Genomic DNA, 16,242 nt, shown 5'->3' with positions numbered 1-16,242 from the left:
TTATATCACCTCTATTTCAGCAAATAGTTCGGGTACTCATCTAGCTCGCCACGGATATATTTTGCGAGAAGCGAGCTTTGCACATATGGGAGTAGCCCTTGCTGTATCTTTTCGCCCAGATATGGGTGGACTATGCTTGTGCGCTTACGCTCCTGCCATGCGGTGAGGACTTTTTTCTTGCCCTCTTTGGAGAGGTATACTGCGCCACTGACCTGAGTTTCAAAGTCTTCGTGCTTTATCATTTTCAAGTTTATCATGGTAAGCACAAGTCGCTCCACCACGCAACGAACTTCCTCAACAAGGTCGCAGGACAGGCTGCTTCTGCCTGAACGTAGGGCGTGGTAAAAGCCGAGGCAGCTATCAAGTCCTACGCTTTCAAGGGCTGATGTATATGATGAAATTGCGATAGTATACAGAAACGAGAGCATGGCGTTTACTCTGTCGAGGGGTGGGCGTTTGGTGCGGTTGGCAAGGTAAAAATCTTCTTTTTGGTGGAGTATCAGTCGGTCAAATATATCAAAATATGCCTTTGCACAGCTTCCCTCTATACCCATGATGATATCTTTATCGGCAGTTTCATAGACGGTCTTTATGCCGTTTTCAAGATATTTTATACAATCTGTAAGCGCTCCGTCACTGTTTATATCTGGGTTATCGTGGAGCGAACGTCTGATAAGATAACGTGTATTTGAAAGCTTTGCGGCGACAGTATTCCTGATAAGGTCGAGCTGAGGGGTAGAAAAAAGCTCAAACTGCTCTTTTCGCAGATAGACGTTGCCCTTCGTTTTGCCCTGAACTCTTGCGAGAAATTTACCTTGAGGAGAAATAAAATTAACGGCTATGCCATACTCTGCACACTTGCCCATAAGCGCAGGTGAACAGCCCGAATAGCTGAAAATATAGATATCCTCGATATTAGTAAAAGGCACACGGAACTTCTCGCTGTCCTCTGCCCTGCACACTATGTTTTCGCCGTCAAGTGTGAGGTAGGCAGTTTCTTCGAGAATATAAAGTGAATTGAGCAGTTTACGCATTGTTTTCGCCTCCGTTCATGGAGAAAATCGTATTTTTCACGCTATATTTCTTCACTTTTGGAAAGCACATATCCGACAGTGAACAGCCTGAACATTTCTGACCTTTTACACGCTTTGGGATAATATCCGCTGCAAGTATCTCACGCATTTTTCCAAGATAGTCGCAAAGCATTTTATCATACTCTGCGCCCTGAGTATCAAAGGGCAATTCTGATCGTCTGCGCACATCTGCATAGTAAAGAAAACATCGGATATTGCAATGAAACACGTTATCCACGCAAAGCTTCTGCGCATAGACTTGTATAGCGTCGGTCTGATTGAACTCCCCTGCTTTGGGTCTGGTGGGTTTATACTCCACAATTTCCACACGGAATGTGCCGTCCAGGATATCTATATAGTCGCCGCATTTGTCACGGACGAACTCGATACAATCTACAACCCCGAAAATATTGTACTTAGGGTCGTCATTATACACTGACACGTCACTTCGGACGATCTTACGCTTATTTTCAAAGTTGCGCTCGCCGCTGTGGACGTTCTCATGGAGGAGGTTTGCTTTGACGACAAAGGCGTTTTCAGCCCAGTCGTCATTAACTTCTAAAAGAGCAAACCTGCGTGGACAATACATATAATGCTGTATGTCACGAATATTGATAGTTACATCTTCGCTCATCAGAGCTTTTCAATTAGGGTAACGCCCTCAGGCATATCCTTATCTATGGAGATATCATAGTCTGAGTAATGTCTTGGAGTTGTCACGCCGTCTTTGAGCTTAACTGACACCTTGTCAAAGAGGATATGTGCAGGGGCATTGCCCAGGGCGGTGTCATGCTTGAACACGATAAGCTTACGCATACAGAGCTTTCCTCTTGCGGCACTTCTGTCATGCTCGAACATATTGATAATTGATGTCCAAAGAAGCTCAAGGTCGTCCTCACTAAAGCCTGTTATCTTCTGAGCGAGCATTGCGGAAACATAGCCCTCGCCACGATAGAGAGCATATGGGATTATGCTCTTTTTGCCCATTTCGGTCTCACCGCTCTGCTGTCTGTCTTCTGTTGTTCTTGCCTGTCTTGTGATTGTGATATCCTGAGCAAAAACAGGGTCGATACTTCTTGCAAAGTTGAGCTGTACAGGACCTCTTACAATGCCGCACGGGTCATCGCCTGTACTCATTACTGCACCGAAAGTTCTTACGTCAAAGTAGTTCTGACAGATATAGTCACGAGCCTGCTTAACGTCATCAGGATTCTTGCCTTTCTGCTTTGTGGCAAGGCCAAGGGTATTATAAGCTTCGGTGAACTTTGTATTGAGGGCTTTGTCTGCCTTGATAAGGATATTGTAGCCTGCTTCGCCCTCTTTGGTAAGCTCCACAAAATTTCTTATCTTTCTCTTAAGGCACACGTCTGTAACGATACCGAGGCTTGTTTCGGGGTCTGTTCTAGGCATATTGCCTGCGTCAGGGTCGCCGTTTGGGTTGCCGTTCTCAACGTCAAAAAGCATTACAAATTCATATCTGTTCTTGATTGCGTTTTCCATAATATTTCGTCCTTTCTTTATTCTTCTGATTTTGCTTCAGGTTTAACTTCAGAATTTTCTTCCGGCTTATCTTTTGACTTTTTTGTGTAAAGATCTCTGTACTGCTGTGCATAACCTACAATAAATCTGCCCTGATCGTCCAGGGAGAGTGTAGACGGGAATTTGCCGTCAAGTCCGTCAAGTATCTCTCCGCAGAGTTTGTTATAGAATATTGGGCTTGAAAGCTTCTTGATATGGTTTTGTGAAAGCTTATACAGCTTTGGAAAAACTGTTGACGGCTTTGAGCACGCAGAAGCAAAGTATGAATCCTTAATTGTTCTGTTAAGTCCTCCGCCTGAAGCGTCCTGCTGGATCTTTTCAAGCACTGCGAAAAGTCTTCCGCAGAGATAAGCCTGATTTTTGTTTTCAAGGTCTAATGACATTTTGATCTCCTCCTTATTTTGTTTACGGTTTATGCAGCCTTTTATCAAGCCTGCCCTTGTATCATTGAGTTTTATAAAATGGTTGTTCTCCTCGTCGCTGTCGGTCTTGACCCTTGTTATTACTGTGGAAAGCAGTTCGTCAGGGTATCTTGTGCCTTTGAGTATTGCTTCAAAAAGTGCGGCGGTGAGAGGTGACGGAACTTTTTCTTTGGACGATTTTGGTGAGATAAGCTCACGCTTGATACGTTCAATGCTTACTTGGCGCTGACCCTCAGTGAATGCGATATCCTGCTGATGTTTGAGTACATTGTCAAATATCCTGCCGAACTTATCGTGGAAGATGAACTTCTGGGATATTCTTGAACTGTTTGGGGTAAAGCCTGCAACGTAAAATTCTACGTTAGGGTCATAAGGCATATCGGCTGTCCTGCCCTGTTTAAGCTGGGTCATGACAGTGTTTATGTTTCGGTCGGCTTCGGTCACAACGGTTTTATTTAATTCGTCCTCAAATCCGCTGAACATACCGGCGAACATATTGCATTCTTCTGCATCGTTCTTCTTCATTGCGAAATAGACTATTGTCATGTCGTCAAAAGTCTTGTAATGGCTTCTGTCAGCAAGCAGAGAATTAAACGCAGAGGTATACATTTTCATGGCTTTCTCAGAAACATTGCTGTTATATGACTGCTTCTTGCCATAGGATTCAAAGGCAGATTCTTTCATGCCAACGAGGACACAGCCTGAGGACATTCCACCTTTGATACCCTTTATTTTATCATGGATACGGGCTTGCGGGAGCTTCTCACCAAAAATGGAACAGGTGGATAGTTCGGTATCATCACTGTTGCTGTCGGCGTTAAGCTGGGCGAGATAATCCTCATAGGCGGCTTTGAATTTGCTGTCATTGTGAAGCTTAGTTTCAGGTGATCCGTCAAGTCCAAACTCATAGTAGGAGCTTGAATACTCCTTGCCTAGGGCAAGAAGGTGTGGGTTTTGGGTCTCCTGCTCAGGTTCCCATGTACGGATAAAGTTAAGATAGGCTTTGCAAATAGGCGAGTCGATATTCTCAAAGAACTTCTCATTCCATTCGCAAAAGCATTTGTGTGATTTTGCCGCTTTGTTGGTAGCGTCTGTAGGGGTCAAAGTTCCTTTATCATAGTTCAGACCAAATATGTATAGTGGTCTGTGTTCGATCGTGTTTTTGTCTATGCCCGGTTTCTGCGTTCTTACAGGAAGCTGTTCCATTACTGGATCATAGACTATTTTTGTCTTTTTATTTTTCAGAGGGATAATTCGGGGTACTCTCAAATCGTTTATTGCGTCTATCTTGCCCTCGGGGGTAAGAAGAATTTCAAAGTGTATGGCTTGCTTACAATAGCCTGCAGGAGTTTTATTCTCCTGCAAAGCACTGTAATCGCACAAGGCTTTTATCAGCATTTAATCTCCTCCCTGTATTTTGCAACGTCGATAACGCCGTCTATCATATGCGGACGGTAGTAAACTGCGTCGGCCTTGTCAGAAAACTTAGGGTCATTCCAATCATTATTGACAGGCTTGCCTCCGTCCTCAAACTTCATGCCGTAAAGCATAAAGCCAAGGTCTTTATCTCCCATATTTTGCGGTGCTATCTGTGTAAGGTCAAAGTCGTCAACAAGTTCAATACTCTTTATTGCAAATTCACGGCAGCCAAGGCATGGCTGTCTGAAATGCTGGCCGTTTCTGAGACGTCTGAGCATTATGTTATAATGCTTCTCATCAGATTCGTCTGGGTGGTCTGATTTAAGATAGGTGCGCTCAAACGTGAACTCGATACCGTATTTCACATTTTTCAACACCATTGCCGCACGCTGACTTCGTATCTCCGAGGTGTACATCTCCGCTGAGCCTCCGCCTTTCATTTGCTGTTTCACTGATGATAACAGCAGCTTATCTTTGACCTCGTTTCGTCGGATATTGGTAAACTCGATAGGGTTGAACACCACTATTTTGTTTATCTGATAGCGCACGGCAGGCTTCCAATATACTGATTTGATAAGTCCCTCCAGTGCGCTTGGTGTGGGTACGTTGTAACTCACCCTCTCAACTTTCATTTCAGGTTTTGAGAAGCAAGCGTAGTCACCTGTCACGATGATCTTAAAACCATAGCTCATTTTTACATCACTCCTTTTAAACTTATATTAGTATTAGATACATTGTTTTTGCTCTACATATATGATACACCATTATGAATAAAATGTCAATAGTTTTCATGTATAAAAAAAGTGTCGGATTTTAGGCATATTTCACAATTCCACGTTCAATGGTTTGTGGTATAAAAAAGTTGACTTTTTAAAATAATGTTTGTATAATATACTTGTCTATGCTTTACGCATATGTGAGTTGAAAAATATTCGTATTCGATACGATATGGAATGCAGCAAGTGGCAGACTGTCTTGGTGGCAGCCTGCCATTTGTTTTAGATGAAATAATCATGCATTGCGGCTTGGGTGTTCAAACCTGTTTCATTATTATAATAGCTTTGATTTTCAAGAATGAATATGCCTGTACCGTGATCTTTGAGAACACCCTGAGAATAGAGATCCTTGAAAACGTTCATATAGACGGACACTGAATATTTCTGCAATGCTCTTCTTACTGACATATCACCCTTACGCAAGGTTTCAACAAGTTCATGGCAAGTCTGGTCGTTAGGATCGTCGATAACGATAGAGATAGTGTCGGCGGAGATGTATTCAAACTGCATTGCATAGCTTCGGAATGGTATGCTGTTTGGTAACATTAAGCCTTGGCGGTCGAATGAGTTGCTTTGTTCGTTATATTTTGCAATAGAGTTTTCAGCTATACGACTTTGGTTGAAGTCGAAAATGCCGTCGTAGTATTCTTTAATACAATCATAGGAAGTTATGTCTTGGTACTTTTCCAGCAAACCTTTAGTCTTGTTAATTCTCATGGCAAGGTCGCTTCCCTTGCGGTATGTTTCGTCAATGTCAAAAACGTACACATAGCCCTTGTCATCTTTACCCTCACGATTACATCTGCCCCCTGCCTGCAAAATACTGTCTAATCCTGAAAGCTGGCGGAAAACTGTGTTAAAGTCAAGGTCAACGCCTGCTTCTACAAGTGAAGTTGAAACTACTGTGATATGCTCGCCATTTTCAAGCTTATTTCTTACTACTTCTATGACACGACTTCTGTGGGCTGGGGTCATATTGGCGGAAAGGTGATATTTTTCACCTTGAACAAGATTGTAAAGCTCTGCCGCTGTTTTCTTGGTATTCACAACGATCAGGGCATTTTTACACCTAGAGGCATTTTCTGCAATGGTTTCAAGAGTGGTTTTGCCCATGTCTTTATATTCGCATTTCTTGAAATACTTAAAATTGGTTCGGTCGGTAACAAGCTTATTATAGTTCACATCAGGCAGGAACTTATCAAAAAGCTTAGAATAATCGGGCATTGTGGCGGAGAGAAAAAGGGCTTCGCTGTTAAGATACTTTGTTATATAGCCCACAGCTTTAAGGCAGGGGCGAAGAAGTTCTGTTGGAATAAGGTGTATTTCATCAAAAACTATCACGCTGTCACGGAGATTGTGGAGCTTTCGCAGTGCTGAGCCTTTATAATGGTATATGGATTGGAAAAATTGCACGCTTGTGGTGATTATAAGTGGTGCATCCCAATTTTCGCAGGTCTTTTTGAGCTTTTCTGCGGTTTTCTTTTCTTCCTCTGTGTCGCCGTCATAGGAATAGTTTGAATGGTGCTGTAGGACAGGGAGAACGTCGCCGAACATTTTTTCAAACTTATTAGCGGTCTGTTCTATTATACTTGTGTAAGGTATGACGTATATGATTCTCTTCTTTCCGCTCTCTAAGGCTAGTTTCAAACTACATAAGGTTTTTCCGCTACCTGTTGGCATATCAAGAATTGAAATATGACTTTTATTGACCGAATTATCAAAAGCTTGTTGCTGGATACGGCTTCTTGCTTGCCTTAACGGGTTATCTGACGGCATATTGCTTAATTCTCTGTTCAGTTTATCAAGTGCCTTTTCAAAATCACCGCTCATGCCACGTTCAACATTTTTATTGCAAAATCTTTCGGTATCGAGAAAGTCTGCGTCTGTCAGGCAAGAGAACACGTACTTGGTGAAAAAGGCGTAACGCTCGATAAGCTCGGTGGGGTCTTTTGCAGAACGCAGTTCATTATACGGCGGTGTTCTTTCTTCCTGAGTAAGTGTGGCAAAGTTTATCTCAGTAGTGTATGCGCTGTAGTCATTTTCGCCTGTGTATTCATTTTCTCTTTTTAAAGTGCCGCTAAGAGTCGGGCTGTCAGAGTTGTCTGCGACTGTGCCGCCGTCCATAAGTCCTGTGTGGTGTCCTGCGATGCAATACTCCATAAGGGGTGCGAAACAATCGTTTTTATCTGCAAGTGTTTTATACTCTATAGCTCCGCAGGCAGCATGGCTGAATTTTACTTTGTCATCATCAAGCCGTTTCTGAAAGTTAAGAGCATACTTACCTATATCGTGATACAGGCTCGCTTTTTTCGCAAGGGGTTTCAAAAGATCTACTGAAAAGTCCTCCGCCAATTTGCTTACGCCTATAAGGTGGGCTTTTACAGTTTGCCTTTCACCGTCCTCACGGGTGTGTGCGTAATATTCCATGGTCATTTCTCCTTTTTTTGATAGACAAATCTATCTGTGTATTTATTATAGCATACAATTTAATACTTGTGGGGAAAATTTTTGTACACATAAACAAATATTTGTACAAATTGTTATATTTTTATTATAATACATTATAATATATAGGTCAACATAAAGCATTCGACATTTTGAAAATATGACTTGATTATTATTTAAAAATGTGTTAAAATTAAACTATAAGTAAATTTATATTTTTTTAAGATGTTATGAGAGGAATTTATATGAAGTACAGACTTTTATACAATAAGATCACAGTAGTGGCTCTTTCGGCGATGTTGTCGCTGAGTGCTGTATCATGCGGTAAGCTTGACACGAGCAAGCTTGACGGAAACGCTTTGACCGTGACCGAAACCGAGAGCAAAGCGGAAGTCAAAAAAACTGAGGACAGCTCCAGCAAAAAAGCGGTCGAGGTGAATGAAGAAGAAAAGGAACAGCCAAGCTACACCTGCTCGCTGGTTTGCGTGGGCGACAACCTTATACACGACAACATTTATAATGAAGCGCTAAAGCTTGGCGGTGGTGAAAAATATGATTTCACGCAGGCTTATGAACACGTTACAAAGTACATAGAAGGCACTGATGTGGCTATAATCAATCAGGAAACGCTTGTTACAGACAGCGTTGAACCACAAAGCTATCCTATGTTCGCATCGCCAACTGCTGTGGGCGACAAAATAGTTGACATGGGCTTCAATGTGGTTTCTATGTCAAACAATCATGTTCTCGACCAGGGTGAAGAGGGGCTTATAAGCTCTCTTGATTACTGGGACACAAAGGGCATTGTGCATTACGGTGCTTATCGTTCGCAGGAGGACGCTGACACTATCAAGACCATGGAAGTCAACGGCATAAAATTTGCTTTTCTGGGATATATGGAGCACACAAATGGTAATTATCTCAGCGGTGAGGGTGCTCAGGTGATATATCTTGATGAAGAGGACAAGATAAAGGCTCAGATAGAAGAGGCTGACAAAATGGCGGACGTTGTTGTGGTTTCATGTCATTACGGCACAGAGATACAGAACGAGCTTAACGAACAGCAGACGGAGATAACGCCTAAGCTTGTGGAGTGGGGTGCTGACCTGATAATAGGCACGCAGGCGCACACTATCAGCACTTGCGGATATCTTGACAAGCCTGAGGGCGGACAGGCGTTTGTTTACTACGGTTTGGGCAACTTTATTTCGACTATGTATGACACAAAGTCGCTTGTGGGACTTATTGGCAAGCTCAATGTTGTGAAGGACCCTGACACCAATGAGGTGACATTCGAGAACGTTAAGGCGATACCGATAATATCGCACTTTGAGGGTGATTCATACTATGGCGATTGGTACAACTGCACTGTTTATCCTTATGCGGAATACACTGACGAGCTGTTTGCCAAGAATTATGTAGAGGGCTTCACTCGTGAGAGCGTGAAGCAATGCTTGTCTTACATACCTGATGAATTTCTTAGTATTGAGTAGTCGGGGCAATATGTAGGGGGCGGCGCTCTCGACGTTCCGTTTGCAAAGTTGATAAAGAATATGATATTTCTGCGGACGACTTTTATGCCGTCCGCTTTTTTTGGGGCATTGTGTAAAGGTTTACATATATCTTAATAAATTTATATAATGTAAATATCAATTCATGAAATGTTTACTTTAAAATATGCTCAATCCATTAAAATACTTGCACATATCACTTTTTTACTATTGCAATTTAGGCAAATATGCTATAAAATATACATAAAGGGGGAGAAACGGACTTCCCGATAAAATTTTCATTTTTTTATATTCTGAAAACTACTTTAAATTTACAGGAGGGTTTATTACATGAAATTTGCTGACGGTTTCTGGCTCAACCAGAGAGGCTACGAAGTAAACTATGCAAATCAGGCTTTCGAGATCGAAGAGATTGAAAACGGATTCCTCGTTGTGGCAACACCTTTCGTTGTATACAACAGAGCTATGATGCTCGGAAGTGCAAACCTTGAGATCGCCTACACTTCAACTCAGGAGAACTGCGTAAAGGTAAGCATCACACACCACAAGGGTCATGTTGACAATGGTCCGCACTTTGTTCTCGAGGACAAGGGCTTCAAGCCACAGGTAACTGTTACAGACAAGGAAGCCGTACTTGTTACAGGCGACACAAAGCTCGTTGTTTCTAAGGAAAACTGGAGCTTCACATACTATTATAAGGATAAGAAACTCACAAGCGGTGGCTGGAGATCGACAGGCGTTATTTTCGAGAATGCTTACAAGCAGCAGGCAAGACTTCAGACACAGCTCGACGACACATTCTGGAGCTACCCTGCCGATCCTACAAGAACATACATCAGAGAGCAGTTTGACACTTCTGTTGGCGAATATTTCTACGGTTTCGGCGAGAAATTCACAACATTCACAAAGAACGGTCAGAACGTTGAGATTTGGAACGCTGACGGAGGCACTTGTTCCGATCAGTCTTACAAGTCAATCCCATTCTATCTTTCTTCAAAGGGCTACGGTGTATTTGTAAACAGCACTGACAAGGTTTCATATGAGGTTTGCTCTGACACTGTTTCTAAGGTATCCATGACAGTTCCAGGTGAGAGCCTTGAATACTATGTATTCGGCGGTGCTAACCTCACTGACGTACTCAAGGGATACACTGACCTTACAGGCAAGCCTTCACTGCCGCCTGCATTCTCATTTGGTCTGTGGCTTACAACTTCATTTACAACAACATATGATGAGGAGACTATCACATCATTTATCGATGGCATGGCTGAGAGAGATATTCCTCTTCAGGTATTCCACTTTGACTGCTTCTGGATGAAGGGCTTTGAGTGGTGTAACTTTGAGTGGGACAAGTCACAGTTTCCTGACCCACCTGCAATGCTCAAGAGACTTCACGAGAACAAGGGTCTGAAAACTTGCGTATGGATCAACCCATATGTTGGTCAGCGTTCAAAGCTCTTTGACGAAGGTATGAAGAACGGTTACTTCATCAAGAAAACTGACGGCTCTGTATTCCAGTGCGACGAGTGGCAGCCTGGTATGGCTATTGTTGACTTCACTAATCCTGAGGCTTGCAAGTGGTATGCAGGATATCTGAGAAAGCTCTGCGAAATGGGTGTTGACACATTCAAGACAGACTTTGGTGAGAGAATACCTACAAGAGATGTTGTTTACTATGACGGCTCTGACCCTATCAAGATGCACAACTTCTACACATATCTTTACAACGAGTGCGTATTCAACGTACTGAAAGAATATTTTGGAGAGAACAAGGCTTGCTTGTTTGCTCGTTCTGCTACAGCAGGCGGTCAGAAGTTCCCTGTTCACTGGGGCGGAGATTGCTCAGGCAACTACAACTCAATGGCTGAGGTTGTAAGAGGCTGTCTGTCACTTTGTATCTCAGGCTTCGGCTACACTTCACATGACATGGCAGGCTTTGAAGCTACTGCTACACCTGACATTTACAAGAGATGGGCTGCGTTCGGTATGTTCTCATCACATTCAAGACTACATGGTAACCAGTCATACAGAGTGCCATGGCTCTTTGATGAGGAATCCTGCGACGTTCTGCGCTTCTTCACAAAGCTCAAGGGCAAGCTCATGCCTTATCTGTGGGCTCAGGCTATCAAGACACACGAGGTCGGCGTACCTGTAATGAGAGCAATGGTCATCGACTATGCTGACGACCCAACTTGCCTGACGCTTGACAGACAGTATATGTTCGGCGACAACATTCTTGTTGCTCCTATCCTTAATGACGAGGGTATCGCTGAATACTATGTTCCAGAGGGCAAGTGGACAGATATTATCACCGGCAAGGTTCTTGAGGGCGGCAAGTGGTATAAGCACAAATGCTCATACTTTGAGATCCCTGCTCTTGCTAAGCCAAACAGCATTATTGCATATGGCAACTTTGAAAGACAGATAGAGTATGATTATCTTGAGGGCACAACATTCACTATCTACGAGCTTGAGGACGGCAAGAGTGCAGTTTGCCCTATTTATGACACTGAGGCAAACAAGGTATTCGAGCTGACAGCTACAAGACACGGTAACAAGATCGAGTGCGAATACACTGACACAAAGGCAAGCTTCAAGATCGCTGTGGCTAACACAGACAAGACTGTTGAAATTGCTCCTAACTTCAGCGGCAAGGTCATCATTGAACTCTAATGACTAAATAAAACTATCGCTCCGAGAGATCGGGGCGATTTTTTTGCGTTCACACATAAAATCGGGGCAAATGAGGGTAAAAATTCTGTATATTTGCTCTTGAAGAAAATATGAGATCGGGGTATAATATAGATAGTACGATTTGAGGAGTAATTTTATGAAGTCAAGAATAAGAAGTGCTATACCGAAAAAGATAATCGGCATAAATATCAGTTCGCAAAAGCGTGATATCATTGAAGATATTGCTAAAAGCGAAAATGCGGAGGCTGTTTTCTTTGACAATGAGATAATGGGACAGCAGGTTGGATATCTTTGCGGTTTCAAGGGCTTTGTCAGGTCTGAGAAAGTGGGAGAGGATATTGCTGACGAATGTCTTATTTTTTCGGGCATTGACGGCAGGTCACTTGACCCTATACTGAAAAAGCTCAGGGAAAAAGAAGCTACGGTGAAGTTAAAAGCAATGGTCACAATGCATAATCAAAAGTGGAAGGTGGGCGAGCTTATAAAAGAGCTGAGGCGTGAACACATTTACATGAACGGAGGTGACAGAGATGAAAAGTAAATACAAGGCTATTATTTACATTATTCTGTCGGCTTTTTCGTTTGCATTCATGTTCGCATTTGTGCGGCTTTCGGGAGACTTACCGACGGTGCAAAAGACCTTTTTCAGAAACTTTGTGGCGTTGTTTTTCGCTATTGGAGTGCTAAAGAAAAATCACATACGCTTTCACATTGAGGGCAAAAAAAACAATGCGGTCATTTTTGTGAGGGCGCTTGCTGGCACGCTAGGAATGCTTGGAAACTTTTATGCCATAGATCATCTTGTGCTGTCTGACGCTTCCATGCTAAACAAAATGTCACCGTTTTTCGTTATCATTTTCTCTTTTATTTTCCTTAAAGAGCGGTTGACTTTCTTTCAGGGCTTCACTGTAATTTGTGCATTTATAGGAAGCTTGTTTATCATCAAGCCGAGTTTTCAGAATGTGGACTTCTTCCCTGCCCTTATCGGTTTTCTAGGAGGAATGGGAGCGGGACTTGCTTACGCTTGCGTAAGATACTTAGGACAGCATGGAGTAAATGGTGCGGTGATAGTTGCATACTTCTCGGGATTTTCCTGCTTGTTCACCCTGCCATTTCTAATATTAGATTTCCACCCTATGACGATTTTCCAAATACTTTGTTTATTGGGAGCTGGCGCAGGTGCGGCAGGCGGACAGTTCGCTATAACTGCGGCTTACACTCACGCTCCTGCAAGGGAGATATCGGTTTATGATTACTCGCAGTTGATTTTTACCACGATTTTGGGATATTTCCTTTTTGGAGATATTCCTGATGGCTGGAGCTTTCTTGGATATTTCATTATCATTGCAATGGCTGTGCTTGTTTTTCTTTACAACAACGTATGGCACAATGACAGCGAGGTCAAGGGCTGAAAAAAACATACAAAAAGAGCGTTTTTACCAAGAAAGTAAAAACGCTCTTTATTATTAATATTGTAGTTTAAGCTCCGCCTGCGATAAATCTCTTGAGATCCTGTGGGTTTACGCACTTTTCAAGCGCAACGTCCATGGAGATCGTTCTCGAACGAACGAGCTTTGCAAGCTCCTGATCCATGGTCTGCATTCCTGTTGCTTTACCTGTCTGCATAGCTGAACCGATAAGATGCACCTTATCGTCACGGATCATAGCTTTGATAGAGTCTGTTGCATTAAGAATCTCACAGCAAGCTACACGGCTTGTGCCATCAAATGTACGGCAAAGTGTCTGAGTACAGATACCTACAAGAACGGAAGCAAGCTGAGTTCTGATCTGATGCTGCTGGTGAGCAGGGAAAACGTCGATGATACGGTCGATAGTTGACGGTGCGGACGTTGTATGAAGTGTACTCATAACAAGATGTCCTGTTTCAGCGGCGGTAACAGCAGCTTCGATAGTCTCGAAGTCACGCATTTCTCCTACGAGGATAATGTCCGGGTCCTCACGGAGAGCAGCACGGAGAGCAAGTGAGAAGCTCGGTACGTCAGGGCCGATCTCTCTCTGGTTTACCATACATCTCTTATGAGCGTGCATATACTCGATAGGGTCCTCAATAGTGATGATATGAGCTGATTTATGGATATTTACATGGTCGATCATTGCGGCAAGAGTTGTTGACTTACCGGAACCTGTAGGGCCTGTTACAAGCACAAGTCCACGAGGTCTCATTGAGAACTCTGCAAGGATAGGTGGCAGGTCAAGGTCGGTAAGGGTCGGGATATCGTTTCTCAAAAGACGGAGAGCGATGGCCGTGTTTCCTCTCTGACGATACACGTTTACACGGTGACGGAAACCTCTTGAAGATACATATGTAAAGTCGGTATCAATATGGTCTTTGATAGACTGACGCTGCTTATCTGTACACATATCCTCGCATATTTTGAGAATTTCGATCTCGGTCATATCAGGATATGAGGAAAGCTTTCTCAGGTTACCGCCCTGTCTAACTATCGGCGGAATACCTACGGTGAAGTGCAGGTCGGAACAGCCAAGGGCTCTTGCTTCATCAAGAATTTTGTTAATGTCGATTGCCATTAGAATTTACCTCCATATATTTCTTTTTTATACAGCATATGTTACACGGATAAGTTCGTCCATTGAGGTCTTGCCTTGCTGAACAAGCTCTGAAACGTTGTCACGAAGCAGGTGACAGCCCTCTTTCTTTGCAAGCTCCTGAATTTCGTCAGCTTTTGCTCCCCTTGTGATAAGAGCCTGCATAGACGGTGTTGCGAGAAGGATCTCATGGATAGCGGTTCTTCCCTTATATCCTGTGTTATTGCACTTTGGACAGCCACATGGGTCATACACCTGTACTGAATGGTCAAGACCCATAAGCTCATTTTCTTCCTCAGTTGACATTCTAGGCTTTTTGCACTCAGGGCAAAGCACCTTTGTAAGACGCTGAGCAACGATACCGATAAGTGAGGTTGCGACCATGTATGCCTCAACGCCCATATCCACAAGTCTTGTTACAGTAGAAGCGGCGTCATTGGTATGAAGTGTTGACAGAACAAGGTGTCCTGTAATAGCGGCACGGATAGCGATCTCAGCAGTTTCGGTATCACGCATTTCTCCGACCATTATGATGTCAGGGTCCTGACGGAGGATAGAACGAAGTGCTGCACCAAATGTCATGCCTGCCTTTTCGTTTATCTGGCACTGGTTTACGCCATCGATCTTTTTCTCGACTGGGTCTTCGACAGTGATAACGTTGTTGCTTGGTTTAGATATTTCGCCAAGTGCGGCGTAAAGCGTGGTAGATTTACCTGAACCTGTAGGGCCTGTTACAAGGACAACTCCCTGCGGCACTTTCAGGCACGCCTCAAATCTCTTATAGTTATAATCTGTCATACCCAGGTCGGTAATTTTTCTCAGTGACATATCACCTGTTGCAAGGATACGGAGAACGACTTTCTCACCGTACACCATTGGAAGGTTAGATACACGGAGGTCGAGAGTTGTGCCGTCAACGACCTGTGACATACGGCCGTCCTGCGGGATACGCTTTTCTGCGATATTCATGCCGCTCAAGATCTTGAAACGGGTAACAAGCGAAGTATGAAGTGCGGCTGAAAGAGTCATAAGCTCAATAAGGTCGCCGTTTACACGGATACGGATAACGGTTTTATCCTTGAATGGCTCGATATGTATATCCGTTGCGTCCTGACGCTGGGCGTTCTCGACGATAGCGGTAGCAAGTTTAACGATAGGAGCGTTCTCGATTCTCTCCTCGGAGATATCCTTGAGTTCTTCAAGGTTAAGCTCTTCCTCTTTTTGCTTTGTAGCTTCGTCAACAACGGAGTTAACCTGACCTTCTGAGTACATCTTACCGATTGCACGGTTGATAGATGACTTTGTGGCAAGGACAGGTGTTATGCTGCAGCCTGTGATAACACGGAGATCCTCGAAAATATAGAAGTTGATAGGGTCATTAGTTGCAACGGTCATACGCTTGCCTATTTTGCTGACTGCGATGACGTTATACTTTCTTGCAGTTGCCTCCGGTATCTTCTTGACTATATCAGGCATAAGCTCTGTATTATCAAGGTCGATATAAGACACATTCAGTCGCTCGGCGAGAACCTGACAGAACTGAACATCGGTAACGAGCTTCATGTCAATAATGACATCACCAAAAAGTCTTCCCTTTTGCTCCTTCTGTTTGGCAAGGACTTCCTGAAGCTGTTCTTCAGTTATAAGACCTTTCTGTACCAGATACTGACCGATAGGGCCGTTTCTCATATATATTACTCCAATCCTCCGCATTGATTTAGGGATCCGACGCTGCGGAAACGTCTGCTGCGGTGCAAAAACCGCAAAAAAATCATATTATCTATTGTAATCTTCA

The 16,242-nt window shown here is 43.3% G+C and carries 12 protein-coding genes; 4 read left to right on the top strand and 8 right to left on the bottom strand.

Features of this window, described 5'->3' with window-relative positions; genetic code table 11:
• Positions 1-11: 11 nt before the first annotated feature.
• The 6 genes from cas1c to cas3 all read right to left on the bottom strand — a co-directional run bounded on the left by cas1c (position 12) and on the right by cas3 (position 7,656).
• A complete protein-coding gene (gene cas1c / locus AB5Z01_RS01025; RefSeq protein ID WP_287216169.1) occupies positions 12-1,034 on the bottom strand; it encodes a type I-C CRISPR-associated endonuclease Cas1c in 1,023 nt (340 codons plus the stop codon).
• Entirely contained in the window at positions 1,027-1,707 is a 681-nt protein-coding gene (gene cas4 / locus AB5Z01_RS01020; RefSeq protein WP_287216168.1) for a CRISPR-associated protein Cas4, read from the bottom strand. Before cas4 ends, cas1c begins: the two co-directional genes overlap by 8 nt.
• Positions 1,707-2,573: a type I-C CRISPR-associated protein Cas7/Csd2 gene (gene cas7c / locus AB5Z01_RS01015; protein ID WP_287216167.1), complete on the bottom strand. Its 867-nt coding sequence runs from the start codon at positions 2,571-2,573 to the stop codon at positions 1,707-1,709. The genes cas4 and cas7c overlap by 1 nt, the downstream gene beginning before the upstream one ends.
• 17 nt (positions 2,574-2,590) lie before the next feature.
• Complete coding sequence (cas8c, locus tag AB5Z01_RS01010; RefSeq protein ID WP_332009050.1) at positions 2,591-4,432, bottom strand: type I-C CRISPR-associated protein Cas8c/Csd1; 1,842 nt, start codon at positions 4,430-4,432, stop codon at positions 2,591-2,593.
• Positions 4,426-5,145: a type I-C CRISPR-associated protein Cas5c gene (gene cas5c / locus AB5Z01_RS01005; RefSeq protein WP_332009051.1), complete on the bottom strand. Its 720-nt coding sequence runs from the start codon at positions 5,143-5,145 to the stop codon at positions 4,426-4,428. Before cas5c ends, cas8c begins: the two co-directional genes overlap by 7 nt.
• Before the next feature lie 306 nt (positions 5,146-5,451).
• Positions 5,452-7,656, bottom strand: coding sequence for a CRISPR-associated helicase Cas3' (gene cas3, locus AB5Z01_RS01000; protein WP_195220302.1), 2,205 nt, complete (start codon positions 7,654-7,656; stop codon positions 5,452-5,454).
• Between the two features lie 263 nt (positions 7,657-7,919).
• On the opposite strand from cas3, the gene AB5Z01_RS00995 reads away from it, so the two are divergent.
• The 4 genes from AB5Z01_RS00995 (at position 7,920) to AB5Z01_RS00980 (ending at position 13,291) form a co-directional block, all read left to right on the top strand.
• A complete protein-coding gene (locus AB5Z01_RS00995; RefSeq protein ID WP_287216164.1) occupies positions 7,920-9,167 on the top strand; it encodes a CapA family protein in 1,248 nt (415 codons plus the stop codon).
• Positions 9,168-9,515: 348 nt separating this feature from the next.
• Positions 9,516-11,858 carry an alpha-xylosidase gene (yicI, locus tag AB5Z01_RS00990; RefSeq protein WP_287216162.1) on the top strand — a complete coding sequence of 781 codons (2,343 nt, stop codon included), beginning with the start codon at positions 9,516-9,518 and terminating at the stop codon, positions 11,856-11,858.
• Positions 11,859-12,015: 157 nt separating this feature from the next.
• Positions 12,016-12,420, top strand: a complete 405-nt coding sequence (locus AB5Z01_RS00985) for a DUF3783 domain-containing protein (RefSeq protein ID WP_195220298.1) — start codon at positions 12,016-12,018, stop codon at positions 12,418-12,420.
• Entirely contained in the window at positions 12,410-13,291 is an 882-nt protein-coding gene (locus AB5Z01_RS00980) for a DMT family transporter (protein ID WP_117958128.1), read from the top strand. Before AB5Z01_RS00985 ends, AB5Z01_RS00980 begins: the two co-directional genes overlap by 11 nt.
• A 67-nt stretch (positions 13,292-13,358) precedes the next feature.
• On the opposite strand, the gene AB5Z01_RS00975 is transcribed toward AB5Z01_RS00980, so the two are convergent.
• Positions 13,359-14,429 (bottom strand): type IV pilus twitching motility protein PilT, encoded by a 1,071-nt coding sequence (locus tag AB5Z01_RS00975; protein WP_022286804.1) that lies wholly within the window; start codon positions 14,427-14,429, stop codon positions 13,359-13,361.
• A gap of 27 nt (positions 14,430-14,456) precedes the next feature.
• On the bottom strand, positions 14,457-16,136 hold the full coding sequence (locus AB5Z01_RS00970; RefSeq protein WP_195220296.1) for a GspE/PulE family protein: 1,680 nt from the start codon (positions 16,134-16,136) through the stop codon (positions 14,457-14,459).
• Between the last annotated feature and the right edge of the window lie 106 nt (positions 16,137-16,242).

This window comes from Ruminococcus sp. RTP21359st1_H3_RTP21359_211015 (assembly GCF_040909065.1).
Taxonomy (GTDB): domain Bacteria; phylum Bacillota; class Clostridia; order Oscillospirales; family Ruminococcaceae; genus Hominimerdicola; species Hominimerdicola aceti.
The sequence above is the reverse complement of the archived record's forward strand: the minus strand, read 5'-3'. Positions and strand labels throughout refer to the sequence as shown.

Bases quoted from the DNA above. Each gene is read 5' to 3' on its own strand.
- cas1c (WP_287216169.1), bottom strand. From the start codon at position 1,034: ATGCGTAAACTGCTCAATTCACTTTATATTCTCGAAGAAACTGCCTAC.
- cas4 (WP_287216168.1), bottom strand. From the start codon at position 1,707: ATGAGCGAAGATGTAACTATCAATATTCGTGACATACAGCATTATATG.
- cas7c (WP_287216167.1), bottom strand. From the start codon at position 2,573: ATGGAAAACGCAATCAAGAACAGATATGAATTTGTAATGCTTTTTGAC.
- cas8c (WP_332009050.1), bottom strand. From the start codon at position 4,432: ATGCTGATAAAAGCCTTGTGCGATTACAGTGCTTTGCAGGAGAATAAA.
- cas5c (WP_332009051.1), bottom strand. From the start codon at position 5,145: ATGAGCTATGGTTTTAAGATCATCGTGACAGGTGACTACGCTTGCTTC.
- cas3 (WP_195220302.1), bottom strand. From the start codon at position 7,656: ATGGAATATTACGCACACACCCGTGAGGACGGTGAAAGGCAAACTGTA.
- AB5Z01_RS00995 (WP_287216164.1), top strand. From the start codon at position 7,920: ATGAAGTACAGACTTTTATACAATAAGATCACAGTAGTGGCTCTTTCG.
- yicI (WP_287216162.1), top strand. From the start codon at position 9,516: ATGAAATTTGCTGACGGTTTCTGGCTCAACCAGAGAGGCTACGAAGTA.
- AB5Z01_RS00985 (WP_195220298.1), top strand. From the start codon at position 12,016: ATGAAGTCAAGAATAAGAAGTGCTATACCGAAAAAGATAATCGGCATA.
- AB5Z01_RS00980 (WP_117958128.1), top strand. From the start codon at position 12,410: ATGAAAAGTAAATACAAGGCTATTATTTACATTATTCTGTCGGCTTTT.
- AB5Z01_RS00975 (WP_022286804.1), bottom strand. From the start codon at position 14,429: ATGGCAATCGACATTAACAAAATTCTTGATGAAGCAAGAGCCCTTGGC.
- AB5Z01_RS00970 (WP_195220296.1), bottom strand. From the start codon at position 16,136: ATGAGAAACGGCCCTATCGGTCAGTATCTGGTACAGAAAGGTCTTATA.